Here is a 24,551-nt window from a genome sequence, read left to right on the forward strand (position 1 = left end):
GGTTACTGGAGATCCGCGGATTTCTCAGAGGCTGTCGTGCGGCACACCAGCGCCACCCGCTCGTAGTTCAGCGCCTTATTACGTTCCGGCAAGGCATAAGGCGCTTCGCAGCGCTGGTTCTTCCAGTTGATGGTCAGGGTACCGGCGTCGGCTTCTACCAGCGCCAGTGCCTTGCCGCCCGGGTCGGAGATCGCCAGTTGCTTGCCGGCGCTGTCCTCCAGCGATGCGCCAAACGGGATCGGCTGGTGCTGCGCGTCGAACAAGGCGAACTGCACGCGGCGTCCGGTCTTGCTGGTGTAACGCGCCAGCACCACCGCACCACGGCGTGGCACCACTTGCCGGGTCGCATTGTCGATCTCGATATCGCCGCCCAGATCGCGGGTGTCGAGGTTGATCCAGTTCACGCGATAGGGCTGAGCATTGGGCACCACGGCGAAGCCGTTACTGCCGGTCTTCGCCCCGGTGAAACTGCCGATTTTCACCCCCTCCACGCCTTCGACCTGCGCCAGCGCAAACGTCTCGCCCACAGTTTGTCCCAAGTTGATCCCGCCGGCATGGCCTACGATGGAACCTGCCAGGTTAAGGTTCTGCGAGTTGTAGCCGCGGCCCTGACTGTAGCCGGCACTGATATCCATCACCGAAGTACGGGTGCTTAGGTTGACCGACCCAGAGCTGCCGCCGGTGCTGCTTTTGCCGGCTTGTACCGAGTAATAGGTGTCGCTGTCTTCCAACAGATAGCCGTTGATGCCCATCTGCGTGGTGTCGCTGGATTTTTGCGTGCTGGTCGAGACAAAGGCCCGCGGTGCACGGGGCTTGGAACCCAGCGGGAATGACACAGACAGGTTGACCAGCGTGTCGTTGTTTGCCGGCCCGTAATTGCCGACATCTTTGGAGTAGGTGGCGCCGATGTTGTAACTCACATCCCCCCAATAGTTGCTGTACCCGGCCGACAGACTTTGCGAACCGCCGCGCCCCCAGTAACGCTGGTCGCTGGCGTTCACGTAGACGCTGCCATATTCCTGGTTGCGCCCCAGGCTCTGGTTGACGGTCAGGTCGGTGCGGGTTTTCGAGTTGCCGGTGCGTTGCTGGCCATCGCGGTTCAACTCCTCTACGTGCTCGGTGAGGGTGCGATAGCCCTCGGTCGAGTAACGGTAGGCGGCGAGGGTGAAGTTGGTGTCGGTGCCGGTGAACGTTTTCGCATACAGCGCGCGCAGGCTGTTACCGGTGACCGTTTCGCCGAAGGTGTTGCTCATGGAGTGGGTCAAGTCCAGTGAGATCGCACCGATGGCGGTATTGCGACCGGCTCCGACAGACAACGCCTTGAAATTATCCGTCGCCTGCACACCGACGATCCCGGACAAGTTGCTGTTGATGCCATACGCCAGTGTGCTGCTGACAAACTGCGGGGTCTTCTGATCCTCGCTGTTGCTGTTGTACTGGCCGGCCGAGACGCTGTACTTCAACTGGCCCTGACGGACCATGATCGGCAGGCTGGAAAAGGCTTGCACCGTCACCCGGCGTCGGCCATCGGCTTCGATAATCGTCACTTCCAGGTCGCCATTGGAACCGCTGGGGTAGATATCGCTGATCTCGAACGGCCCCGGCGGCACGTTGGCGGTGTAGAGGATGTAGTTGTTCTGGCGAATCTCCACGGTCGCACTGGACTGCGCAATGCCGCGAATCACAGGTGCATAACCGCGCTCGCTGTCGGCACGCATGCCGTCGTCGGAGGCCAGTTTCAGACCGCGGTAACGCACGCTGTCGAACAGGTCGGCATCGGAGAAAATGTCCCCGGCGCTGAACTGGCCTCTTACGGCGGTCACGTCATGTTGCAGGTAACTGCGGTTGCTTTTGAACGTGCTGGGGCGGCCGGTGCTGCTGTTGAAGTTCGACTCGTTGCGCAAGCGCCAGCCACCGAAGTTGATCCCGTTGCGCAAGCCGAGGTTGTTGGACTGGGTGTTGTCAGCCTGGGTGCTGTTGCGGCTGCTGCTCAACTGATAATTGATGAACGCGGCGGGCACGCCTTCGTCCCACAGCGTCGGGTCGACGTAACCCCGTCGGCCACGCTCCATGGCGCTTTGCGGGACACTGACCATCAGGCGCAGGCGAGGTACGTCGTAACGCACGCTGGCATGATCGATCAGGGCGGGCAAGTCGATGCAGGCGTCGGATTCACCACCGGCCAGTTTGCCGCTGGCTTGCAGTTTGCCAATGTCGACACCCAGTTGCTGCACCATTTCAAGGGTCAGGCAGGCTTCGATCTTGCCCGTGCCCGGATGGCGCCGGAAATCGATATCGTGACGGCCGACCAGCGTCTCGTTGCTGTAGAGGTCGATCCGGTAAATGCCGGGTAATACGCGACTGCTGGCGAGCAGTGATTGCAGGTCAACAGAGGAGGGGGCGCCTTGCAGAAACGATGTATTGAATTGTTCTTCGTCATCGGCCAGGCAGGTGCAGCTGAACACCAGGGCAATCGAAAATGGCGCCAATCCGTCGCGCTTGAGTAAAAACATGCAGGAACCCTATATCACCTCCGATACGAACTAACGGAGCGAAGAGAAATACAGTGAAAGTGCGGCCATGACAGCGGCACGAAAGTTATGGCGCTTCTTTGTTTAAACCGGCTCGCGTATCGGCACTGCTGGAAAGTTGCGCGCTATAACGGTCTTGTGCGCCATAGTCATTAATGCTGTTGAATAACAGACGTGCTGTATTGGCGTTGTGAAGTTGTTTCAGACTGAACTCTTTTTGTTCGCCGGGCGCGATCATCATCGAATCAAAGGGATGTTCGCTGACTGCGCCGGATTGCAGGGTGATATCGGCAATCGAAACGTGATACTGGCCGGGATTGTTCACCATCAACAGGCTCTTGCCAGCGCGTTCGGCCAGGCGCCAGGTCAGTTCGCTCGGTGCCAGATACGCTTTGTTTTGCAATGCCGGCGGGCGGAAGAACACCTTGATGCGCTGGCGCACGGCCAACTGCAAAGTGTTGGCGGATTTCGCCGACTGAGGAATTTCCTGCACGTTGAGCCAGACCACCGACTCGCGGTCGGTCGGCATGCCCGCGCCCTCGTAGATCACCCGCAAAATCTGCTGTTCGTCGCCGCTGACGCGCACCAGTGGCGGGGTCACGGCAAACGGTACGGAGGCGGTTTCACTGGCATCGGTGTCTATCCATGACTGAATCAATACATCTGCACCGCTGTTACGCACGGTGATTCCGGCTTCCTTGTGCTGGCCGTCGAAGACCAGACGGGTGCTGCTCAAGGAAATGCCGGCCGTGGCCTGATTGGCCACGAGCAGACCCAAAAGGCCCGCACAAAAGGACAATGAGTGACGATAAAACATATGGGGTACCGCGCAATTGAATGAGGGTGCAGGGCCGATCGGCCCAGCACCAGGCGTGAGTGTTCGCGCGGGTTATTCGTATTGCAGCGTGAACGGCAGGGTGGCATCGCCACGACCGGCAACAGCCAATTTCGGATCTACAGTGGTAACGTAGGCCGCCGAAAATTTCAGGGTGGTATTGCTGTCCTGCAGGGTGTTTTCGATCTTCGCGGTGGATGGCGAGCTCAGGTCGATCACGGCGCCGTTGGAATCAAGCAATGCAATACCGATACCCTTTGCGGCCCCCAGGCCATCGATCAGGCGCAGCACTTTGGTGCCGGGTTCAATGCCCGATCCATTACCCTTGGTAGGTTGGAAGATCATCGCAACCTTGGTGCCGGCGTTGCAGTTGATGTTCATGCCGAAGTTCTCGACGCTCAGGGCGCCGTTGCCTTTCGGTGCGGTGGCGGTGCCCATGTCCTTGATCGACACTTCGCCCATGTTGACAGAAATGGTCTTGTTCTTGCCGGCGCCTTCAACCGAACAGGCGTCGTTGTTGATGGTACCGGTGAAGTTGATGGTGCCGCTACCAGCCTTGGTCGGTGTTCCGGCCGGTGGATCTTCTGCCAGGGCGTTGCCTGCAGCCGCAATGATTGAAAGGGCGAGAAGTGCGCGAGTCAGCTTTTTCATGTTGTTCTCCAATGGTTGTGGTTAAAGCAACAACACTATATGGCGCGCATTTTTGCTCTGACATCAGACGATTCCTAGAAGTCGTCTTTAACTAGAGAGTCTTTAATTGTTAGTTGAACAAGTTGCACTCTATGCAATAAGTCAGCAAGTCCTGATCGCTGCTGACTTCAAGTTTGCGCATGGCTGATATCTTCTGAGTGCTAATTGTTTTGGCACTTCTGTTCAAACTCCGGGCAATCTCGCTGACGCCCATTCCCGAAACAAATAAACGCAATATTTCGTGTTCCTTGGGTGACAGTCGGGTAAAGCGCCCGTCGAGGTCAGCGTTGTCGACGAGCACCGAGGTCGGCGGCGGCCCGTTACTGCGCACCGGACTACCCCGGGCAATGGCTTTGAGCGCGGTTTCGATTTCGTTATGCAGCTGGTTTTTCTGAATGATCGCCAGCACCCCGAGTTCTTGTAGGCGCGTCAGGATCAGCGGGTTGGAAATCATCGTCAACACCAGCACGCGGACGCCGGGAAAGTGCCGCGTCAGGTACTCCACCAGTTTCAGGCCATCGCCGTAGGTCGAGTCGCCGGGCATGTTGAAATCGGTAATGACCAGATCTACCTGGCGGGTTTCGAGCAGGTTGATCAATTCGCTGGAGCAAACGGCTTCGCCCACCACGCGAAAGCGTTGGTCACGCTCAACCAGCTCACGTACCCCCACCAGAACGATGGGATGGTCATCGGCAATGACAACGTTGAGGGTTTCCATGGGTGATTATCCAGAGTGAAATTATTCAAGGGTATCCAATAGATCGTTCAATCGAGCCAGATTCTGGCGGACTTCCAGGTCCAGGGCGCGGGTCACGGCCATGCCGTGCAAACGGCACTCCAGCTCCACAAAGATTGTGGCCATGACTTCGATCTGCACTGCACCCAGCGCGCCCGCCATGCTGTGCAGCTGCTGCGCTACGCGATAGGCATCGGCACTGTCCAGTGCTGTCAGGGTGGATTGGATGTCCTGACGCAGGGTGGTGACAAACAGCTCGCGCATTTTCGGTGACAGCTGGATCGGTGCCGTGACAGCCTCCGGTAAGGCGATTTTGCAGTGTTTTTCCAGATGTGCGCGCAAGGTGGCGAGGTTCAGCGGCTTGACCATCCAGGCGTTCATGCCGACAGCGGCGCAGCGCTGGCCTTCTTCGCGTAGGGCGTTGGCGGTGATGCCGATAATCGGCAGAGTCTGGTCCAGTTCGCGCAACGCTCTGGCCAATTGGTAGCCGTTCATGACCGGCATATTAACGTCGGTCAGCAGCAGATCGAAACGCTCCGGTGCCCATTGCGCCAGTGCCTGTTCGCCATTGGCCGCGACGACCACCGAGCAGCCCAGCACCTCCAGTTGCTCCTTGATGATGGCCGAGTTGATCACGTTGTCTTCCGCCACCAGCACGTGCAGCTTCAAGGGCTGGGGCTTGGCCGTCGCCGCAGGCTGACTGTCGCTGCTGGTGCCGTGTTGCGCCAAATGAATCGCCCAGGCGATCGCGCGCACGTCATGGGCGTCGACTTCATGATCGATCCCGTGTAACTGCGCCGGATGGGGGCCATCAGCTGTGGCGATGATCCTCGGTCCGGGCCAGGAGCTGGTGTTGGGCAAAGGTGAAAGCTCGACCAGCAGCGATGATGACGCTGGGGTATCAGGCGTAAGCGGGCGGCAGTCGAGGCCAAAACGGTTGAGCCAGGCGATCAGGTGTTGTGCCTGCTCAGCGACCTGCGCCCGCACGTAGACAGGGAGGGCACCTGAGTTGAGTACAGGGCAGTCGGCAAGCTCGCCGGGCGCGTGTTCCAGCGCAAGTTGCAGGGTGAAACTGCTGCCGAGTCCGGGTTCGCTGACCACGTTCAGCTGGCCTTCCATCAACTCGCACAGCCACTTGCAAATGGCCAGGCCCAGTCCCGCACCGGCCTGCTCGGAGGCATCGTTGACCTGATAGAAGGGGTCGAACAATCGCTGTTGTTGCGCCTGGGAAATCCCCACCCCGGAATCGCTGACCTGCCACTGCACATTGGCCCGTCCGTCGCCGCTGTCCAGCAGCCGAACCCGCAGTACCACGCGACCGTTGTCGGTGAACTTGATCGCGTTGCTCAGCAGGTTATTGAGAATCTGCCGAATTCGTATCGGGTCGCCGCGTAACCGATCCGGAAGCGTCGCGTCGATGCAGGCATACAGTTGCAGGCCTTTGGAACGGGCGAAGGCGCTGTAGGTGCGCACCGTGTCTTCGGTCAGTTCCAGCGGGCAGAAATCCTGAAGTTCGAGGGTCATTTGCCCGGCTTCGATTTTCGACACGTCCAGCACATCGCTGATCAGTTGGAACAAGGTGGCGGAGGAACGCTGGATGGTCTGCAGGTAATCCTGCTGACGCGGGGCGAGCGCGGTCAGGCCGAGCAGTTCCAGGGTGCCGAGCACGCCATACAGCGGCGTGCGGATTTCATGGCTCATGGTGGCGAGGAAGCGACTCTTGGCCTGATTCGCCGAGTCGGCGGCCTGGCGCGCATCTTCCAGTGCTGCCGCATCTTCGACATGTCGGGTCACGTCATGCAGCGCACATAGCCAAGCATCCTGGCCCTGATAGCGGGTGGGCACGAAGGCGACGTGCAGGTGGCGCCCATTGAGTTCAAGGTCTGCGTGGCCGGGGGCGGTGCGCGAGGTGAGCAGGCTCATCAGCTGGCCGTTGTCATGCCACTGCTGGGCGCGCTGGTTTTCCAGCAGCACGTGGTGATCACTACGACGGATCACGCACAGGCCGGTCGGCGCCGTGTCGATCACCGCGCGGCTGAACGCCTCGCTTTCGGCGATGCTCGCGTGCGCACTTTGCGCCGGCAGGATGACCCGGGTCTGGTACCAGCGATTGACCGCCCGACTGCTACCGAGCAGCGCCAGCACCAGCGCTACCAGACACAGCAATGGCCACAGCGCGTAATCGAGGAAACTGCGCACACTGATAAAGTAGATCGCCGTCCAGTGTTGCTCGCCGGGGCTGCTCAGTTTGAACACCAGACCGTCACGGTTGAAATTCACACCTTCATCCAGCACCTCGCCGGGTCTCAGTGCGCCGGTCAAAACCACGCCCTGCGGGGTGATCAAGGTGAAGTCGTCGTAGATCGACCACTGCATCAGCCGCTCGATGTTATTGACCTGGGACAGGTTCATCAGCGAGCCCAATACCAGCCAGTTATCGGCGCCCTCGACGTTCAACGCAGTGCTGGCCAGATTGATACTCACGTAGGCCAGCAGGGTTGGCGTGCTCTTGTCATGCTCGGCAGAGACATAGGGTTCCCAATGCACCTGAAGATCGGGCCGCGGCGAGTTCTGCCCGCGCAGGCGCTTGTTCACCTGCGTCATCACGTCGACCAGATGGCCAACCTGCGTCTGCTCGTTACCGCGCAAGCGCCCGGCAGAGGGTACGGTCACGTCAAAATTGTCGGGGCCATTGATCAGCACGACCTGGGGCGACTGATAGTGCGACGCTGACCAGAACGCGCTGTAGTAAGCGGCCAGTTGGGTGCCGAGTGCAAAGATTTTCGGGTACTGGCTGGAGGCGATCCTGGCCGGATTGATCTTCAGGCTGTAGGGCAGCGAAAACGGCAGGCCGCGGCCCTCATAGATGTCCGCTCCTTCATCGGGCAGAGCCTTTTGTGTGTAGGGAGGCAACAGGGTATCGGGCTGCTGCTCGCCCTTGGCGCTTCCCCGTGCGATGTCCTGTAGGAACACTTCCTGTTCGCGGACATTCTCCATCAGTCGGGCAAAGTGAAATTGCACGGTATCGCGCCGCTCTTCGACCATGCGCGTGACCCCCACGTAGCTTATGCCCAGCAACAGCAAGACCAAGGCGCCGAGCATAAGCAGGCTCTTGTTCAGGCGCGATGAGCTGCTGGCGAGTTTCTCCAGAAAGGCATTGGGATGAGACATCAGTGGGCCGGGGCCGCAGAGATAGGGGAGCCTTTGAACACATTGACCTCAATAGCAAGTGACAGTCGTCAACACCCGTTTGCGGATCAGTACGCGTTCGCGGGCCCGTCATGGGTCAGCAACTGCTGGAATTGATCCGAAGACACGGCGTGGGAGATCAGGAAACCCTGAACCTGAGTGCAGTCGATTTTACGCAACAGAGCAAGTTCTTGCGCGGTTTCTACACCTTCAGCCACCACCGTCAGACCCAACTGCCGGCCAAGGCTGACAATGCTGGTCAGCGCCTGGGCCAATTCCTCATTGGCGTTGCAGCCTTGCACCAGCGTGCGGTCGATCTTCAATTCAGTGAAGGGCGCCGAGACCAGATTCATGTAAGAGCTGTAGCCCTTGCCGAAATCATCCTGGGACAGGTCGAACCCCTTGATCCGCAAGCGGCAGGCACCGGCGTAGAAGTTGCTGATGTCGTCGGGCACCGAGCACTCCATCAGTTCGAAACAGATGCGCGCCGGCAAGCCTTGATGAGCCAGCACGAACGCGTGGATGCGGTCGGGCAGGTCGTGGCTGTTGAGCAGGTGCGTCGGCAGGTTGATCGAGACCGGAATGTCATAGCCTTGCTGGCGCCAGTCGATCTGGGCGGCAATCGCTTGTTCCAGCACCCGCCACAACAGCTGCTCTTCGAGGCCACAGGCGGCCAACGCCGGGAGGAATCCGCCGGGTAGCAGCGTGCCATGCTCGGGGTGAATCCAGCGCACCAGGGCTTCGGCGGCGACGATGCGGCCATTGCTCAGGGCTTTCTTGGGCTGAAACCAGGCTTGCAGCTCCCCGTGATCCAGCGCGTGCAAAATACGCTCCCGGTCGATGCCTTGACGGGTTTCGGCCGGAACCGTCTGGCGCAGCGCCTGCAATTGATTGATCAGGCAGCGCAGGGCGGCGGCGGTCACCGGTTTGGATATCAGCCCGATCACTTTCACCTGCAGATTGCTCGCCACCAGACTGGCGCCCATCAACATCCGTCGCGAGGCCGCGCTCATGATTGCCAGTGCGGGGCGCGTACGTTGCGCTGCGAGGCCCTGAATGAATTGCACACCGTCCATGCCCGGCATCAACAGATCGGTGAGTACCAGGTCGAAACCGCGTTGTTTCAGGCAGGCCAGGGCCGCTTCGCCGTCCCGGGCGCCGACTATGTCAAAGTCACCCAACTCGTTGAACAGATTCTGCAAGTACCTGTGCTGGAAAGGGTGGTCTTCGACTATCAAAATGCTACAGGGCTTCATGAGCTACTCGTTCATAAGGAGCCAGGACCGCGAACAAGGCTCGCAAGGTAAAAGGTTTGACCAGGCAGTGATTCATGCCGGCCGCCAGACACAGGGCATCTTCCCCGCGCAGGGCATTGGCAGTGGCGCCAATGATCGGGGTGATACAGCCCGCACGACGTAGGGCTGCGGTCAGTTCGTAGCCATTGAGTCGGGGCATGTTGACATCGGTGAGGACGATGTCGAACTCACCCTCGCGCCAGAGTGACAAGGCTTCATTACCATCGCTGGCCAACGCCACCGTGCAACCCAGCTCCTCGAGCTGGTCGCGCAGGATCAGTTGATTGATGACGTTATCCTCGGCCACCAGAAGGTGCAGGTGTAATGGACGCAGCGTATGGGGTTCGCGTTGCTCGGAGTGGTGGGTAATCTGACCGCCCTGCGCCTGGCGAACGGCGTGCTGAATCGCCGCCAGGTCGTTCAGATTGACCTTCCAGCCACCTGCGCCGAACTGCGGTTCATGAGCGCCGTCGCCACTGGCCAGTACTCGCGGGCCGGGCCATGTCTGGCTCTGGCGTTGATCGAAGGGCGCGGGATACAGCTCAAGCAGCACCGCCGTCGCGTCGGGCTCCGTGCAGTCAGGTGCGCCGATCTGCGGGCGGGCACCCCAGCGCCGCAACCAGCCGCAGAGACTTTCGGCCAGTTCGCGCACGGGCGAAACCACGTAGACGATGTCCGGCGCCAATACCGGCACGACGGCCGGTGAGATCTTGTTTGAGGGTTGCTCCAGCGGCACGCTCAAGGAAAAACTGCTGCCCAACCCCGGCTCGCTGACCATGCGCAGGGTGCCGTTCATCAAGTGCGTCAGCCGTTGACAGATGGGTAGGCCGAGGCCGGTGCCAGCCACTACATTGGTGTTACCTTCGGTCTGGTAGAACGGTTCGAAAATGAACGCCTGATCCTCATGGGTGATGCCTTTGCCGGTGTCCGAGACTTGCCATTGCAGGCACACCCGTTCGCCTTCGCGATCGAGCAATTTGATTCGCAGCACCACGCGGCCCGAATCGGTGAACTTGACCGCGTTGCTCAGCAGATTGTTGAGGATTTGCCGCACTCGGCTGGCATCGCCGATCAACCGGTCCGGCGTTTGCGGATCAAGGCAGGCGTATAGCTGCAGGCCTTTGCTCTGCGCCGCCGCCGCGTAGCCTTGCACCACTTCCTGCACCAGCATCGTCGGGCGGAACTCGCTCAATTCCAGCGCCAGTTGTCCGGCCTCGATTTTCGATACATCGAGTACATCGCAGATCAGTTGCAGCAGGGTGGCGGACGAACCTTCGATGGCTTGCAGGTAACTTTTCTGTTGGCTATCGAGTTGCGTACGCGCAAGCAATTCCAGAGTGCCGAGCACGCCGTACAACGGTGTGCGGATTTCGTGGCTCATGGTCGCGAGAAACAAGGTCTTCGCCTCGTTGGCGGCGTCGGCCGACTGGCGTGCCTGCTCCAGCGCCGCTTCGATTTGCCGGCGCGCACTGATGTCGCTGAAGGCACAGAGCAAAACGTCTTCGCCTTTGTAGCGGGTCGGCGCGCAGCTCAGGTACAGGTGGCGGCCATCGGCGGTCGCGAAGTAATCGGTGAGATTAGGTTCATGCGTGTCAAACGCCGCGCGAATCCAGCCTGGCCCCAGTTGTTCGCCACGGCGGCCCAGCCATTGGCGGGCGAGCGTGTTTTCCAGCACCACTTGAGCATCGGTGCGGCGCAGCACGCACAGCGCAACCGGGGCGGTCTGGATCACGTCGCGGCTGAACAGCTCGCTTTCCACCAACGCCTGAATCCGGTGAATGGCCGGGTTGATCACGCGGTGTACCAGACGCCGGGTCAGCAGGCACACCAGGCTGATGCTCAGCAGGCAGAACAGCAGCGCGCCGAGCATTTGCGGCCACAGCGCCCAGAGCACCGCGAGTAAGTCGATGGAGTAGGTGAGCTGCCAGTCGGATGATTTCAGTTGCTTGCGTAGCACCAGTTGCTCGGGCAGCCACCCGTTGCCGACAAACCCGAAGAAGTCCTGTTGCCGCAGCAGCGGCAGGTTCTGCCCGGGCGGCGGCTTGTGGCTGTTGCTGAACAGCGGCATGCCTTGCGAGTTGAACATGGTGAACTCGCCGGCACTGTGGTCGCTCAGGGCGCTGGAGACTTCGCGGTCTTCCATTTCCAGGCCGAGCCAGCCGGAGTTGATGTCGCGCGCGTCTAGACGAATGAAGATGTATAGCTGCGAGTGGCCGTCGGCGGCATGGGTCAGCCAGAGTTCTTTGACGTTGCCGCTGTTGTGGTGCTTGAGGGTCTGCAGTTGTTCGAGCATGGTCTCGGGGAAACGGCCGATCACCGCGGTTGCGTTGTACAGGCGCAACACTTGGGTCCGGGGGCCGCTGCTGACGTAGACCAGATTGAGCTGCCGGGCCTTGAGGTAATCGCGCATGCGTTGGGTCAGCCAGATGCTCCATTGCTGCCCCGGCGTTTGCCCGAGCAGCAGGCGGATCTCTTCCTCGGAGACCGGCAAATCCATGTTGGCCATGCGCGTGGCCGACAGGCTCAGGCTTTCGAGCAGTGCTTCACGGGTGGTGAAAAAGGTATGCGCTTCAGCAATCGCGCTGCTCATGTAGCTGCGGCGCTGGGAGATTTCATTGTTGAAGGTAAACAATAAAAAGCTGTAGACGCCGCCGAGAATGCCCACCAGCAACACCAGGGCAAAAATGCGTAGCATGCGCCTTGCAGCATGGGGTGTGGAGAGGATCGGGCTGATCTGGTGGAGGTAATTCTTTAATCTCATCCCGGCACTCTAGGGACGGCCAGGTGCCGGAAACATCAGACGATCCTTAGATTTAAAGGTAGTTCACGATAAAGGTGACTTCAGTGTTGGCACTGCCGGCCTTGAGTTCGCTTGTCGGCAGACGGTAATACGAAGCCGACAAAGGAATCTTGAAGTCGGTGCCGGTGGTAGTGAATGCGCCGAACGGGTAGTTGGTGCCCAGTGCTATAGGCTGCCCGGCGTCATTCATCAATTGCAGGCCGATGCCCTTGGCAGTGGAGCTGTCATTGAGCGCGACAATGCCTTTGGTCGCGTCGACCACCGTGGTATTGGCCTTGAGCGAGTAAGTGACTTTCTTGATGCCCGTCTGGCACTGATTCAGGCCAATGTTGAAACGTACCGTGCGCGGTTTTTCGCCTGCCTGGCGGAACTCGTAGAGTTGATAATCATCGCCCATGGCCACCTGTACGGACGGGGTCTGGCAGGAGGCTGTATTCAGTACCAGCGCATTGACCAGGTTAAACCTGTTCATGATCAGCTCGCCGGACTGCAGGCTGCCAAGATTGCCGGCATCAACCCTGACTTGCGACTTCAGTGGGCCGGTCTTGACGATTTCCAGTCGAACCGTACCGGCTACGATGGTGTAACTGGTTGAGCTGATAGTAAACAGGGAGGGCTCATAGCGATTTAACGCATTCATCCAGATGCGGAACGAGAGCCCGGTCTTGCCTATGGGAAAGATCGTTACGTTACTGGGTGGGGTGCTTAACGCGGGGTTGACTGCCACGCCGTATTGCGAAGATGTGTTGCACGTCCATCTGTGCGCGCTCGATTGCTGCGCGGTTTCTTGGTAGACCACTGTGCCATCGGGGGCGTCGGCAGGGACTGTCAGGCCACCATTGGCAAGCCTTGCGCCAAAGTTGAGCGTTTGGTAGCTGGAAGCACCGTTGAATGAGCAATTCGTCGCCATCGCGTCCGACGCGCACGTCAGTAACGTCACCGCAACCAAGGTGAGCAAGGAGCGCTGAAGTTTTGATCGCTTCATGAAAAGACTATTCGTGTTGGCCAGGGAGGTCCGTACGTTAAACACGGTGCCTGCCAAGTGACATCAGGCGATTCTTAGAAAACGCGGCCGCACTTCGCAAATTTCAGGATGTATTAGACTCAACGAAGCCTGAAATCCCGGTAAGTTCCACCTGCCTCAGTGCAACAGGAAACGTCTATGATCCGCTTGAGTAGGGTCTTGCTCGGTAACGACTTTGTCCGCAAGCGCTGGTCTGCGCTGGCGCTGACCAATATTGTCTGGGGCGCGGTCGGGGTCGCCATCTTCATCGATGCGCTGGACGGCGTGCTGTATTTTCCGCTGCATGTGTTCGGCTACCTGCTGTTGCTGGAAGCTTTGATCATTCTGCTGGTGCCCGCACCGCAAACCGGCACCGCTGCCGCTTTGCGCAAAGCGCGAGGTGGGGCTTTTCTGATACTTGGGCTGCTGATCGTCGACAGGCAACATGCCGCCAGCCTGATTCTCGCGGTGCTGTTTGGCGGGGCTTTTCTGGTCGATGGCGGTTTTCGTCTGGCAGCGGCAGTTGTCGTGCGCTTTGTCGGCTGGCGACTGTCGTTGCTGACGGGGTTGTTCGAAATCGGTTTTGGCCTGTTCATCCTCGAACCGTACTCGACGCTCTACTAGGGAACGGTGCCGTTCTGCATTGGCATGAGTATTTTCCTCTCGGGCAGTGCCTTGTTGCGCCAGGCCATCCGGTTCAAAAACTGGCAGTCGCCCATCAGCATTTCCCCCGTAAGCGCGCCGGCATGCAGCAACGCACTGGTGATCCATGTCTGGACACCCAGAGGCACGGTCGACGACACCCTGGTACGTAACCGCCTGCTCAATCGTTACATCGCGGCGGTCGACGTCAATGGCGTCATCTCTGCCGGCCACGCCGCACTCGAGTGTGGGCCGGACATCTACATCAGCCACTATCCGCAGGACGACATTGATCGTTCGGCCGGGGATTTCGTGCGGTTGCTGCGGGCCACGCCGAACAACGATGTCGCCGGCAGGTTTTTACCCGACTATCCGAGCGAGGTCGCCGACTGGTGTCCATCATCGGTTCAAGTCAGTTTTGCCCATTACGATGCGCAGCGATTGGCCGGGTTATGGGCCAACTATCGGCAGAACGCCACCTACAACCTCGCCAGCCGTAATTGCTCCAGTGCCGTCGCCCATAGCCTGGAAGCGGCCCTTGAAGGCGCGATGAATCCGGGCAAATCAAGCATGCTGGATTTTGCCCGGATCATCATCAGCCCCGAATTCTGGGTAGCGGCCCAAGTGCGCAAACGCGCTGAAGCCATGGCCTGGACGCCAGGCCTGGTGCTTGATTACGCCCGGGCATTGCGGGCCGCCGTCGAGCCAGCACCGCCGGGGTGGCACAGCATGTATGCGGTGACCAAACGTGCCTGTGGGTATGTGGCAACGGCCTTGCGGGGGCGCGAAGTGCATCCGTTGCAGCCGCCATCGTCAGTCCGTCCCTCCGACGAATCCTGATCGGCTTTTAACCGAGTCGCTGCTATCGCTGGCTTGCCAGCGATGACGTCCGAGTGCGCAACGCAAAACCCCCGCCCATTTGTCAGCTAATTACCTAGCCTGCTAACGATTTCGTTGACATTCGCTGCCTGGGCAGTAACATCTCGACATACATTCACTGCCTAGGCAGTTATTAGGTGAGCAAATGAAGCATTTCACCCCGGACGAATTCAAACACTGCCATCTCGGCCTGTTGCTTGGCCGTGCTGCGCTGCTCAAGGACCGGATCATCGACACCCACATGGAACCCCACGGCATCACTGCCGCGCAGTTCAAGGTGTTGATCATCATGGCCCAGTACGGCGTCGATACGCCGGCCGAGCTGTGCCGGCACTTGTCGCTGGACAGCGGTTCGATGACGCGCATGCTCGATCGTCTGGAGCAGAAAGGCTTTCTGGTTCGCCAACGCAGCGAAGGCGATCGCCGTCAGGTGCAACTGAAACTGACCGAACAAGGCCAGCAACTGGCCGATCGCCTGCCGCACATCGGCGCCGACGCAATGAATGAACTGGCCGGCGCCGTTACTCCGGACGAGTTGAAAACCCTGGAATACATCCTCAAGAAAATTCTGCTGGCAGCCGGTGACCCGATCACTATCCAGCGGTTAGGTGAACACAATGAGCGGTAAAACCTTGCGCAGAAGCCTCACTTTGGTGCTGTCGGCGATGATTCTCGCCGGTTGCGCCAACTACAGCGGCCTCGACACTCAAGGTCAGAGCCTCGATGCGAAAAGCCTCAAAGTCGGTCAGTCGCTCAATGGCGTCACGCTGTCGCCGGCGGCCTGGCCGAAAAGCGATTGGTGGACCAGCCTCGGCGATCCGCAACTCGACGGCTTGATCCGCGAAGCCCTGCACGACAGCCCCGACATGCAGATCGCCGAAGCCCGCGCCCATCAGGCCAGCGCCGCCGCGTATGCCGCCGATGCCGAACGTTATCCGACGCTGGACGCCAGCGCCGGTATCAGCCGCTCGCGCCTGGCAAAGGATCAGGACCCGCGGGGGCAGGGCGATGCCTACGCCACCGTGCGTAACGTCAGCGCCGGCTTCAATTACAACTTCGACCTGTGGGGCGGCCAGCGTGATGCGTGGGAAGCTGCACTCGGTGAAGCCCGTGCCGCCGAAGTCGACCGTCAGGCTGCGCAGTTGACCCTCGCCGCCGACGTCGCCCGCGCTTACAGCGATCTCGGTCAGGCGCACATCGTCTATGACCTGGCCAACGAAGACCTCAAACGCACCAAGCAGATGCTCGAACTGAGCCAGCGCCGCTTGAGTGCCGGCATCGACAGCCAGTACCAGTTCCAGCAGACCCAAAGCCTTGAGGCCAGCTCCGAAGCCAGTCTGATCGATGCCGAAAAACGCCTGAACAGCGCGAAAATCGCTTTGGCGGTGCTACTCGGCAAAGGCCCGGATCGCGGCAACGAAATCGCCCGACCGAAAATCCTGCAGGCCAGCGCCGTGGCCGTACCGTCGGTGTTGCCGGCGGAACTGCTCGGTCGTCGTCCGGATCTGGTCGCGGCCCGCTGGCGCGTGGAAGCCGCGAGCAAAGACATCGACTCGGCGAAAACCCGGTTTTATCCCAACCTGAACCTCACGGCCTCGGCCGGTGCGGAATCGTTGTTGGGTGATGCGATGTTCGGTTCGGCCAGTCGCTTCTTCAACATAGCCCCGACCATTTCGGTGCCGATCTTCGACGGTGGACGCCTGCGCGCCAATCTCGATGCGCGCGACGCCGATTACGATCTGGCGGTGGCGCAGTACAACAAAAGTCTGGTGAAAGCACTCGGCGATGTCAGCGACGCGATCAACCAGTTGCGTGACATCGGCCGGCAGATCGGCGCGCAGCAACACGCCACCGATATTGCTCAGGATTCTTACAACACCGTGGTCCAGCGTTACGGTTCCGGCATCGGCAACTACCTGGACGTGCTCAGCATCGAGCAGCAATTGCTCCAGGCCCAACGTCAGTTGGCCAACCTCAATGCCGAGCAGATCGACCTGTCGATTCAACTGATGCAAGCGCTGGGCGGCGGCTTCCAGGGGCAAACCCTGACCGCAGCCAACGCCCGCCCAGCCACGCCGCACAACTAATTCAAGGTATTTGTCATGGCCACTGCCGAAAACACTCAAGCTCAAGACAACACCCCGGACACCGGCAACCCGCGCAAACGTAAAGTGATGCTGCTGACGTTGGCCGTCGTGGTGATCCTCGCCATCGCCGGCGTCTGGGCGTATCACGAATTCATCGGGCGCTGGAGTGAAAGCACCGACGACGCCTACGTCAACGGCAACGTCGTTGAAATCACCCCGCTGGTCACCGGCACTGTGGTCAGCATTGGTGCTGACGATGGCGATCTGGTTCACGAAGGTCAGGTGCTGATCAACTTCGACCCCAACGACGCTGAAGTCGGCCTGCAAAGTGCTCAGGCGAAACTGGCGCGCACTGTGCGTCAGGTGCGTGGCTTGTACAGCAACGTCGATGGCATGAAAGCCCAGGTCAACGCCCAGCAAGCTGAAGTGCAGAAAGCCCAGGACAACTACAACCGCCGCAAGAGTCTTGCTTCGGGCGGGGCGATTTCCCAGGAAGAACTGTCCCACGCTCGCGATGATCTGACGTCGGCACAAAACGCCCTGGCCAACGCTAAACAGCAACTGAAAACCACCAGCGCACTGGTCGACGACACCGTGGTTTCGTCGCATCCGGACGTGATGTCGGCCGCCGCCGATCTGCGTCAGGCCTATCTGACCAATGCCCGCAGCACCTTGATTGCACCGGTCACCGGTTACGTGGCCAAACGCACCGTGCAGCTCGGTCAGCGTGTGCAACCGGGCACGGCGTTGATGGCGGTGATCCCGCTGGATCAACTGTGGATCGATGCCAACTTCAAGGAAACCCAGTTGCGTGACATGCGCATCGGCCAGCCGGTGGACATCGAATCCGACATCTACGGCAGCGACGTGAAATACAGCGGCACCATCGACAGCCTCGGCGCCGGCACTGGCAGCGCGTTTGCCCTGTTGCCTGCGCAGAACGCCACCGGTAACTGGATCAAGATCGTCCAGCGTGTACCGGTACGTATTCACATCAACGCTGAAGAACTGGCCAAGCATCCGCTACGTGTCGGTCTGTCGACCAACGTCGAGGTCAATCTGCACGACCAGAGCGGCCCGGTACTGGCCCAGCAGCCGCCGCAAAAGGCCTCGTTCAGCACCAATGTCTACGACCGCCAACTGGCCGAAGCTGACGCGATGATTGCGCGGCTGATCCACGACAACAGCGCCGCGGCCAGCAAAACCGCACAACGCTGAATCTTTCCCCTGTGGGAGCGAGCCTGCTCGCGAATGCTGACTGACATTCAACTTGGAAGTTGTCTGACACACCGCTTTCGCGAGCAGGCTCGCTCCCAGAAAGGGCACGGCGTCAACCTGGTTTCAAAGGATTCACGATGAGCAATAACGCCTCTTTTACGCCGCCCAGCCTGTTGCTCAGCACCATCGGCCTGTCGCTGGCGACGTTCATGCAAGTGCTCGACACCACCATCGCCAACGTGGCGCTGCCGACGATTTCCGGCAACCTCGGCGTGAGTTCGGAGCAGGGCACCTGGGTGATCACCTCGTTCGCCGTCAGCAACGCGATTGCACTGCCGCTGACCGGGTGGCTCAGCCGCCGGTTCGGCGAGGTGAAGCTGTTTCTCTGGGCGACCATTCTGTTTGTACTGGCGTCGTTCCTTTGCGGTATCTCGACGTCGATGCCGGAACTGATCGGTTTCCGTGTGCTGCAAGGTCTGGTCGCCGGGCCGCTGTACCCGATGACACAAACATTGTTGATCGCTGTTTATCCCCCCGCTAAACGGGGGATGGCGCTCGCGTTACTGGCGATGGTCACGGTGGTCGCGCCGATTGCCGGGCCGATCCTCGGTGGCTGGATCACCGACAGTTATAGCTGGCCGTGGATCTTTTTCATCAACGTGCCGATCGGCATTTTTGCGGTGATGGTGGTGCGTTCGCAACTGGCCAAGCGTCCGGTGGTGACCAGTCGCCAGCCGATGGATTACGTCGGGCTGATCTCGCTGATCATCGGTGTCGGCGCGTTGCAGGTCATCCTCGACAAGGGCAATGACCTGGACTGGTTCGAGTCGAACTTCATCATCATCGGCGCGGCGATTTCGGTGGTTGCGCTAGCGGTGTTCGTGATCTGGGAAATGACCGATCAGCACCCGGTGGTCAATCTGCGCCTGTTCGCCCATCGCAACTTCCGCATCGGCACGATTGTGCTGGTGTTGGGTTACGCCGGGTTCTTCGGTATCAACCTGATCCTGCCGCAATGGCTGCAAACCCAGATGGGCTACACCGCGACCTGGGCCGGGTTGGCTGTGGCACCGATCGGCATTCTGCCGGTGCTGCTGTCGCCCTTTGTCGGCAAGTACGCGAACAAGTTCGACCTGCGCTTGCTGGCCGGGCTGGCGTTTCTGGCGATTGGCCTGAGCTGCTTCATGCGCGCCGGGTTCACTAACGAGGTGGACTTCCAGCACATTGCGCTGGTGCAACTGTTCATGGGCATTGGTGTGGCGCTGTTCTTCATGCCGACGTTGAGCATCTTGATGTCGGACCTGCCGCCAAGCCAGATCGCTGACGGCGCAGGCCTTGCGACGTTCCTGCGCACCTTGGGCGGCAGCTTCGCGGCGTCGCTGACCACATGGATCTGGATTCGCCGCGCGGATCAGCATCATGCGTACATGAGCGAAAGTATCAGCACATATGAGCCTACAACGCGTGAGATGCTGAACTCATTGGGCGGCGCCAGTCAGCCGGCTTATGCGCATATGGATCAGATCCTGACCAGTCAGGCGTACATGCTCTCCACCGTGGATTACTTCACGCTGTTGGGTTGGGGCTTTATGGGGTTGATATTGATTGTGTGGCTGGCGAAGCCGCCGTTTGCGGCGAAGGCGGGGCCGGCTGCTTCCGGCCATTGATCTGCAACACCATCCAATGTGGGAGCGAGCCTGCTCGCGAATGCAGTGTGTCATTCAGCACTGAGGTGTCTGATACACCGCTTTCGCAAGCAGGCTCGCTCCCACATTGGTTTTTTGTTCGGTCTTTAGATTGCGGGGGCGGGCAGGGCTGGAGGCGGGGCAAAGTCGAACGGTGCCAATGCATACCCGTTCTCATCCACCTGCAACGCCCAGCCCTGACGATCCCAATCACCCAGCACAATCCGCTTCGCCGCCTGCTCACCAAGTTGCAGCTTGTGGATCGCCGGACGATGGGTGTGGCCGTGAATCAGGGTCTTTACGCCAAATGCCTGCATGATCCGCGGAATCTCCTCGGGCGTGACATCGACGATGTCATTGGCCTTCATCCGCGTCTGCGCCCGGCTCTCGCTGCGCAGTTTGCGCGCCAGTTTATGGCGAGTGCGCAGTGGCAGGTGCCGCAGGACAAACAGGGTGACCGGATTGCGCAGATAACGACGCAGCTTCATATAGCCGACGTCGCGGGTGCAGAGGCTGTCGCCGTGCATCAACAGCACTGGCTCGCCGTAAAACTGCACGACACTCGGGTCCTTCAATAATGTGCAGCCGGCTTGTTTGCAAAAGGCCTTGCCGAGCATGAAGTCGCGATTGCCGTGCATCAGAAATATCGCCGTGCCGCTGTCACTTAATTCGCGCAGGGCCTGGCAGATGGAACGCTGGAAAGGTGTCATGGCATCGTCGCCAATCCACGCTTCGAAGAAGTCGCCCAGAATGTACAACGCACTCGCCGAGCGGGCGCGTCCGGCGAGCAAATCCAGAAACGCCCGGGTTATGTCCGGGCGCTCCTCTTCCAGATGCAAGTCTGAAATCAGCAATATCACGCTTCGATGATCTCGGCTTTCTCGATGATCACGTCGTCTGCTGGTACGTCCTGGTGACCTGCCTTGGACGTGGTGGAAACGCCTTCGATCTTGTCGACAACGTCGAAGCCCGCAACCACTTTACCGAATACCGCGTAACCCCAACCCTGAGCGGTCTTGGCGGTGTGGTTGAGGAAGCCGTTGTCGGTGGCGTTGATGAAGAACTGTGCCGATGCCGAATGCGGGTCCATGGTGCGAGCCATGGCCAGGGTGTACTTCTCGTTCTTCAGACCGTTGTCAGCTTCGTTCTGAATGCTTGGGCTCTTGTCTTTCTTTTCCTTCATGCCAGGCTCGAAACCGCCGCCCTGGATCATGAAACCTTTGATCACACGGTGGAACACGACGTTCTCGTAGTGACCTTTTTTAACGTATTCGATGAAGTTGGCCGCGGTGATCGGGGCTTTTTCTTCGTTCAGCTCGATGACAATGTCACCGAAGTTAGTGGTCAGTTTTACTTGAGTCATGATCGCTACTCTTTATAAGGAATTCGTGGGTATGGGCCATTTGCACCCTTTACCGGTTCAGCCCTTGAAGGCCGAGGTGCGCAGTTTAGCGTGACAGGCGTGAATTTCGAGGCAGTTTTTCATTTCCGTGCGATTAAATGCACGCCTTTATAGGGCCTGCTCTGTCAGCCCCTTGACAGCATCGGCTATGATAGCGGCTTTGTTTTGTCTGGCCCCTCTTCTGCGGCCGCGCACATGTAAGTCAAGGATCCTATGAGCAAGCCCACTGTCGACCCTACCTCGAATGCCAAGTCCGGCCCCGCCGTGCCGGTCAACTTCCTGCGGCCGATCATCCAGGCAGACCTGGACTCGGGCAAGCACACCAAGATCATCACCCGTTTCCCGCCTGAGCCCAACGGCTACCTGCACATCGGCCACGCCAAGTCGATCTGCGTGAACTTCGGTCTGGCCCAGGAGTTCGGCGGCGTCACGCACCTGCGTTTCGACGACACCAACCCGGCCAAGGAAGATCAGGAATACATCGACGCGATCGAAAGCGACGTCAAATGGCTGGGCTTTGAATGGTCCGGCGAAGTGCGCTACGCCTCGCAGTATTTCGACCAGTTGCACGACTGGGCCGTCGAGCTGATCAAGGCCGGCAAGGCCTACGTCGACGACCTGACGCCCGAGCAAGCCAAGGAATACCGCGGCAGCCTGACCGAGCCGGGCAAGAACAGCCCGTTCCGTGACCGTTCGGTTGAAGAGAACCTCGACTGGTTCGCCCGCATGCGTGCCGGTGAGTTCCCGGACGGCGCCCGTGTGCTGCGTGCCAAGATCGACATGGCCTCGCCGAACATGAACCTGCGCGACCCGATCATGTACCGCATCCGCCACGCCCATCACCATCAGACCGGTGACAAGTGGTGCATCTACCCGAACTACGACTTCACCCACGGTCAGTCGGACGCCATCGAAGGCATCACCCACTCGATCTGCACCCTGGAATTCGAAAGCCATCGTCCGCTGTACGAGTGGTTCCTCGATGCGCTGCCAGTGCCGGCGCACCCGCGTCAGTACGAGTTCAGCCGCCTGAACCTCAACTACACCATCACCAGCAAGCGCAAGCTCAAGCAACTGGTCGATGAAAAGCACGTCAATGGCTGGGACGATCCGCGCATGTCCACGCTGTCGGGCTTCCGTCGTCGTGGCTATACGCCGAAATCGATCCGCAACTTCTGCGAAATGATCGGCACCAACCGTTCCGACGGCGTGGTCGACTTCGGCATGCTCGAATTCAGCATCCGTGACGACCTCGACCACAGCGCCCCGCGTGCCATGTGCGTGCTGCGTCCGCTCAAAGTCGTGATCACCAACTACCCGGAAGGCCAGGTCGAGAACCTCGAACTGCCGCGCCATCCGAAAGAAGACATGGGCGTGCGCGCTCTGCCGTTCGCCCGGGAAATCTACATCGACCGTGAAGACTTCATGGAAGAGCCGCCGAAGGGCTACAAGCGCCTGGAATCGGGTGGCGAAGTGCGTCTGCGCGGCAGCTACGTGATCCGCGCCGACGAAGCGATCAAGGACTCCGACGGCAACATCGTCGAGCTGCGTTGCTCCTACGACCCCGAAACCCTGGGCAAGAACCCGGAAGGCCGCAAGGTCAAAGGCGTGATCCACTGGGTGCCGGCCGCCGCCAGCATCGAGTGCGAAGTGCGTCTGTACGATCGTCTGTTCCGTTCGGCCAACCCGGAGAAGGCCGAAGACAGCGCCAGTTTCCTCGACAACATCAACCCTGATTCGCTGCAAGTGCTGACCGGTTGTCGTGCTGAGCCATCGCTTGGCAATGCACAGCCGGAAGACCGTTTCCAGTTCGAGCGCGAAGGCTACTTCGTTGCCGATATCAAGGACTCGAAACCAGGTCAGCCGGTATTCAACCGTACCGTGACCCTGCGTGATTCGTGGGGCCAGTGATTTAGCGTCAAGGAAACCAACGTGCTTACGATTTACAACACGCTCACCAAGAGCAAAGAAGTCTTCAAGCCGCTCGATGGCAACAAGGTGCGCATGTACGTCTGCGGGATGACCGTGTACGACTACTGCCACCTGGGCCACGGTCGCAGCATGGTCGCGTTCGACCTGGTGACCCGCTGGTTGCGGTTCAGCGGTTACGACCTGACTTACGTGCGCAATATCACCGACATCGACGACAAGATCATCAATCGTGCCAACGAGAATGGCGAGTCGTTCGAAGCGTTGACCGAGCGCATGATCGCCGCGATGCATGAAGACGAAGCGCGCCTGAACATCAAGAAGCCGGACATGGAACCACGCGCCACGGATCACATTCCGGGCATGCACGCCATGATCCAGACCCTGATCGACAAGGGCTATGCCTACGCCCCGGGCAATGGCGACGTGTACTACCGCGTCGGCAAGTTCATGGGCTACGGCAAGCTGTCGCGCAAGAAGATCGAAGACCTGCGCATCGGTGCGCGGATCGAAGTTGACGAAGCGAAGGAAGATCCGCTGGACTTCGTGCTGTGGAAAGGCGTCAAGCCGGGCGAGCCGAGCTGGGCATCGCCGTGGGGCGACGGGCGTCCGGGCTGGCACATCGAATGCTCGGTGATGTCGACGTGCTGCCTCGGTGAGACTTTCGATATTCATGGCGGCGGCAGCGACCTCGAGTTCCCGCATCACGAAAACGAAATCGCCCAGAGCGAAGCGGCCACCGGCAAGACCTACGCCAACGCGTGGATGCATTGCGGCATGATTCGCATCAATGGCGAGAAGATGTCCAAGTCCTTGAACAACTTCTTCACCATCCGCGACGTGCTGGAAAAGTACCACCCGGAAGTCGTGCGTTACCTGCTGGTATCGAGCCACTACCGCAGCGCGATCAACTATTCGGAAGACAACCTCAAGGACGCCAAAAGCGCACTCGAGCGTTTCTACCACGCGTTGAAAGGCCTGCCGAACGTGGCGCCTGCCGGCGGCGAAGCGTTTGTCGAACGTTTCACCACGGTGATGAACGACGACTTCGGCACGCCGGAAGCCTGCGCGGTGCTGTTCGAGATGGTGCGTGATATCAACCGTCTGCGCGAGAGCGATCTTGATGCAGCGGCCGGTCTGGCTGCCCGTTTGAAAGAACTGGCCAGCGTGCTGGGTGTGTTGCAACTCGAAGCCGACGACTTCCTGCAGGCCGGCGCCGAAGGGCGTGTTGACGCGGCTGAAGTCGACGCGCTGATTGCTGCGCGTCTGGCAGCACGGGCGGGTAAGGATTGGGCTGAGTCAGACCGTATTCGTGACCAGCTCACCGCGATGGGTGTGGTGTTGGAAGACGGTAAGGGTGGGACTACCTGGCGTCTGGCTGACTGATTGCCATACCTGTTACAAACAAAACCCGCCTTGTGCGGGTTTTTGTTTTTTAGAATCAAAAGATCGCAGCCTTCGACCTGTCACGAAGAAGAGCCCCTCACCCTAACCCTCTCCCGGAGGGAGAGGGGACTGATTGGGGGATGTTTAAAAGATGCGCCGACTTGAACGTGCTGCTTTGAATCCATAATCGACTGGTTTTTTCCGGTCGATGTAAAACGTCAGACACCTCGGTCTGCCCCCTCTC

The 24,551-nt window shown here is 59.6% G+C and carries 18 protein-coding genes; 8 read left to right on the forward strand and 10 right to left on the reverse strand.

The features are described 5' to 3' along the window. Positions 1–2: 2 nt before the first annotated feature. From AB4P92_RS26560 to AB4P92_RS26595, 8 genes are all read right to left on the reverse strand, one after another. Positions 3–2,513, reverse strand: a complete 2,511-nt coding sequence (locus AB4P92_RS26560; protein ID WP_395598418.1) for a fimbria/pilus outer membrane usher protein — start codon at positions 2,511–2,513, stop codon at positions 3–5. Positions 2,514–2,598: 85 nt separating this feature from the next. Continuing rightward, entirely contained in the window at positions 2,599–3,348 is a 750-nt protein-coding gene (locus tag AB4P92_RS26565; protein WP_261736138.1) for a molecular chaperone, read from the reverse strand. A 72-nt stretch (positions 3,349–3,420) separates the two neighbouring features. After that, the gene (locus AB4P92_RS26570) at positions 3,421–4,017 is read right to left on the reverse strand and encodes a fimbrial protein (protein WP_395598419.1); all 597 of its coding nucleotides are present in this window, start codon (positions 4,015–4,017) and stop codon (positions 3,421–3,423) included. Positions 4,018–4,126: 109 nt separating this feature from the next. Continuing rightward, positions 4,127–4,774 (reverse strand): response regulator, encoded by a 648-nt coding sequence (locus AB4P92_RS26575; protein ID WP_261736140.1) that lies wholly within the window; start codon positions 4,772–4,774, stop codon positions 4,127–4,129. A 21-nt stretch (positions 4,775–4,795) separates the two neighbouring features. Then, a complete protein-coding gene (locus AB4P92_RS26580; protein WP_395598420.1) occupies positions 4,796–7,963 on the reverse strand; it encodes an ATP-binding protein in 3,168 nt (1,055 codons plus the stop codon). Between the two features lie 86 nt (positions 7,964–8,049). Continuing rightward, positions 8,050–9,237, reverse strand: coding sequence for an EAL domain-containing protein (locus AB4P92_RS26585; protein WP_261736142.1), 1,188 nt, complete (start codon positions 9,235–9,237; stop codon positions 8,050–8,052). Beyond that, entirely contained in the window at positions 9,224–12,037 is a 2,814-nt protein-coding gene (locus AB4P92_RS26590; protein ID WP_261736143.1) for an ATP-binding protein, read from the reverse strand. The genes AB4P92_RS26585 and AB4P92_RS26590 overlap by 14 nt, the downstream gene beginning before the upstream one ends. A gap of 52 nt (positions 12,038–12,089) precedes the next feature. After that, positions 12,090–13,061, reverse strand: coding sequence for a fimbrial protein (locus AB4P92_RS26595; protein WP_261736144.1), 972 nt, complete (start codon positions 13,059–13,061; stop codon positions 12,090–12,092). Positions 13,062–13,238: 177 nt separating this feature from the next. Here AB4P92_RS26595 and AB4P92_RS26600 point away from each other — a divergent pair, with 177 nt between their 5' ends. The 6 genes from AB4P92_RS26600 (at position 13,239) to AB4P92_RS26625 (ending at position 19,572) form a co-directional block, all read left to right on the forward strand. Beyond that, positions 13,239–13,703, forward strand: coding sequence for a DUF308 domain-containing protein (locus tag AB4P92_RS26600; protein ID WP_395598421.1), 465 nt, complete (start codon positions 13,239–13,241; stop codon positions 13,701–13,703). A gap of 24 nt (positions 13,704–13,727) precedes the next feature. After that, positions 13,728–14,561 carry a hypothetical protein gene (locus AB4P92_RS26605; protein WP_261736146.1) on the forward strand — a complete coding sequence of 278 codons (834 nt, stop codon included), beginning with the start codon at positions 13,728–13,730 and terminating at the stop codon, positions 14,559–14,561. Positions 14,562–14,745: 184 nt separating this feature from the next. Then, the gene (locus AB4P92_RS26610; protein ID WP_047301963.1) at positions 14,746–15,228 is read left to right on the forward strand and encodes a MarR family winged helix-turn-helix transcriptional regulator; all 483 of its coding nucleotides are present in this window, start codon (positions 14,746–14,748) and stop codon (positions 15,226–15,228) included. Next, positions 15,218–16,687 carry an efflux transporter outer membrane subunit gene (locus AB4P92_RS26615; RefSeq protein ID WP_395598422.1) on the forward strand — a complete coding sequence of 490 codons (1,470 nt, stop codon included), beginning with the start codon at positions 15,218–15,220 and terminating at the stop codon, positions 16,685–16,687. The genes AB4P92_RS26610 and AB4P92_RS26615 overlap by 11 nt, the downstream gene beginning before the upstream one ends. Positions 16,688–16,702: 15 nt before the next feature. Further along, on the forward strand, positions 16,703–17,905 hold the full coding sequence (locus tag AB4P92_RS26620) for an efflux RND transporter periplasmic adaptor subunit (RefSeq protein ID WP_042559902.1): 1,203 nt from the start codon (positions 16,703–16,705) through the stop codon (positions 17,903–17,905). 137 nt (positions 17,906–18,042) lie between these two features. Next, positions 18,043–19,572, forward strand: a complete 1,530-nt coding sequence (locus tag AB4P92_RS26625; RefSeq protein ID WP_115147421.1) for a DHA2 family efflux MFS transporter permease subunit — start codon at positions 18,043–18,045, stop codon at positions 19,570–19,572. A 125-nt stretch (positions 19,573–19,697) separates the two neighbouring features. On the opposite strand, the gene lpxH is transcribed toward AB4P92_RS26625, so the two are convergent. Together lpxH and AB4P92_RS26635 are read right to left on the reverse strand one after the other, a co-directional pair. Further along, on the reverse strand, positions 19,698–20,450 hold the full coding sequence (gene lpxH, locus AB4P92_RS26630) for a UDP-2,3-diacylglucosamine diphosphatase (RefSeq protein ID WP_042559900.1): 753 nt from the start codon (positions 20,448–20,450) through the stop codon (positions 19,698–19,700). Next, positions 20,447–20,953, reverse strand: a complete 507-nt coding sequence (locus tag AB4P92_RS26635; protein WP_042559899.1) for a peptidylprolyl isomerase — start codon at positions 20,951–20,953, stop codon at positions 20,447–20,449. Before AB4P92_RS26635 ends, lpxH begins: the two co-directional genes overlap by 4 nt. 252 nt (positions 20,954–21,205) lie before the next feature. Here AB4P92_RS26635 and AB4P92_RS26640 point away from each other — a divergent pair, with 252 nt between their 5' ends. Continuing rightward, the gene (locus tag AB4P92_RS26640) at positions 21,206–22,903 is read left to right on the forward strand and encodes a glutamine--tRNA ligase/YqeY domain fusion protein (protein ID WP_395598423.1); all 1,698 of its coding nucleotides are present in this window, start codon (positions 21,206–21,208) and stop codon (positions 22,901–22,903) included. A gap of 21 nt (positions 22,904–22,924) precedes the next feature. Beyond that, positions 22,925–24,307: a cysteine--tRNA ligase gene (gene cysS / locus AB4P92_RS26645; RefSeq protein WP_395598424.1), complete on the forward strand. Its 1,383-nt coding sequence runs from the start codon at positions 22,925–22,927 to the stop codon at positions 24,305–24,307. Positions 24,308–24,551: the final 244 nt, after the last annotated feature.

Source organism: Pseudomonas sp. A0308 (assembly GCF_044218815.1).
GTDB lineage: Bacteria > Pseudomonadota > Gammaproteobacteria > Pseudomonadales > Pseudomonadaceae > Aquipseudomonas > Aquipseudomonas iridis.

What these genes read in the sequence shown, in the direction of transcription:
- AB4P92_RS26620 (WP_042559902.1), top strand. Translation starts at nt 16,703, where the DNA reads ATGGCCACTGCCGAAAACACTCAAGCTCAAGACAACACCCCGGACACC.
- AB4P92_RS26600 (WP_395598421.1), top strand. Translation starts at nt 13,239, where the DNA reads ATGATCCGCTTGAGTAGGGTCTTGCTCGGTAACGACTTTGTCCGCAAG.
- AB4P92_RS26580 (WP_395598420.1), bottom strand. Translation starts at nt 7,963, where the DNA reads ATGTCTCATCCCAATGCCTTTCTGGAGAAACTCGCCAGCAGCTCATCG.
- AB4P92_RS26560 (WP_395598418.1), bottom strand. Translation starts at nt 2,513, where the DNA reads ATGTTTTTACTCAAGCGCGACGGATTGGCGCCATTTTCGATTGCCCTG.
- AB4P92_RS26575 (WP_261736140.1), bottom strand. Translation starts at nt 4,774, where the DNA reads ATGGAAACCCTCAACGTTGTCATTGCCGATGACCATCCCATCGTTCTG.
- AB4P92_RS26565 (WP_261736138.1), bottom strand. Translation starts at nt 3,348, where the DNA reads ATGTTTTATCGTCACTCATTGTCCTTTTGTGCGGGCCTTTTGGGTCTG.
- AB4P92_RS26635 (WP_042559899.1), bottom strand. Translation starts at nt 20,953, where the DNA reads ATGACTCAAGTAAAACTGACCACTAACTTCGGTGACATTGTCATCGAG.
- AB4P92_RS26640 (WP_395598423.1), top strand. Translation starts at nt 21,206, where the DNA reads ATGAGCAAGCCCACTGTCGACCCTACCTCGAATGCCAAGTCCGGCCCC.
- AB4P92_RS26590 (WP_261736143.1), bottom strand. Translation starts at nt 12,037, where the DNA reads ATGAGATTAAAGAATTACCTCCACCAGATCAGCCCGATCCTCTCCACA.
- AB4P92_RS26605 (WP_261736146.1), top strand. Translation starts at nt 13,728, where the DNA reads ATGAGTATTTTCCTCTCGGGCAGTGCCTTGTTGCGCCAGGCCATCCGG.
- AB4P92_RS26625 (WP_115147421.1), top strand. Translation starts at nt 18,043, where the DNA reads ATGAGCAATAACGCCTCTTTTACGCCGCCCAGCCTGTTGCTCAGCACC.
- AB4P92_RS26615 (WP_395598422.1), top strand. Translation starts at nt 15,218, where the DNA reads ATGAGCGGTAAAACCTTGCGCAGAAGCCTCACTTTGGTGCTGTCGGCG.
- AB4P92_RS26595 (WP_261736144.1), bottom strand. Translation starts at nt 13,061, where the DNA reads ATGAAGCGATCAAAACTTCAGCGCTCCTTGCTCACCTTGGTTGCGGTG.
- AB4P92_RS26610 (WP_047301963.1), top strand. Translation starts at nt 14,746, where the DNA reads ATGAAGCATTTCACCCCGGACGAATTCAAACACTGCCATCTCGGCCTG.
- AB4P92_RS26585 (WP_261736142.1), bottom strand. Translation starts at nt 9,237, where the DNA reads ATGAAGCCCTGTAGCATTTTGATAGTCGAAGACCACCCTTTCCAGCAC.
- AB4P92_RS26570 (WP_395598419.1), bottom strand. Translation starts at nt 4,017, where the DNA reads ATGAAAAAGCTGACTCGCGCACTTCTCGCCCTTTCAATCATTGCGGCT.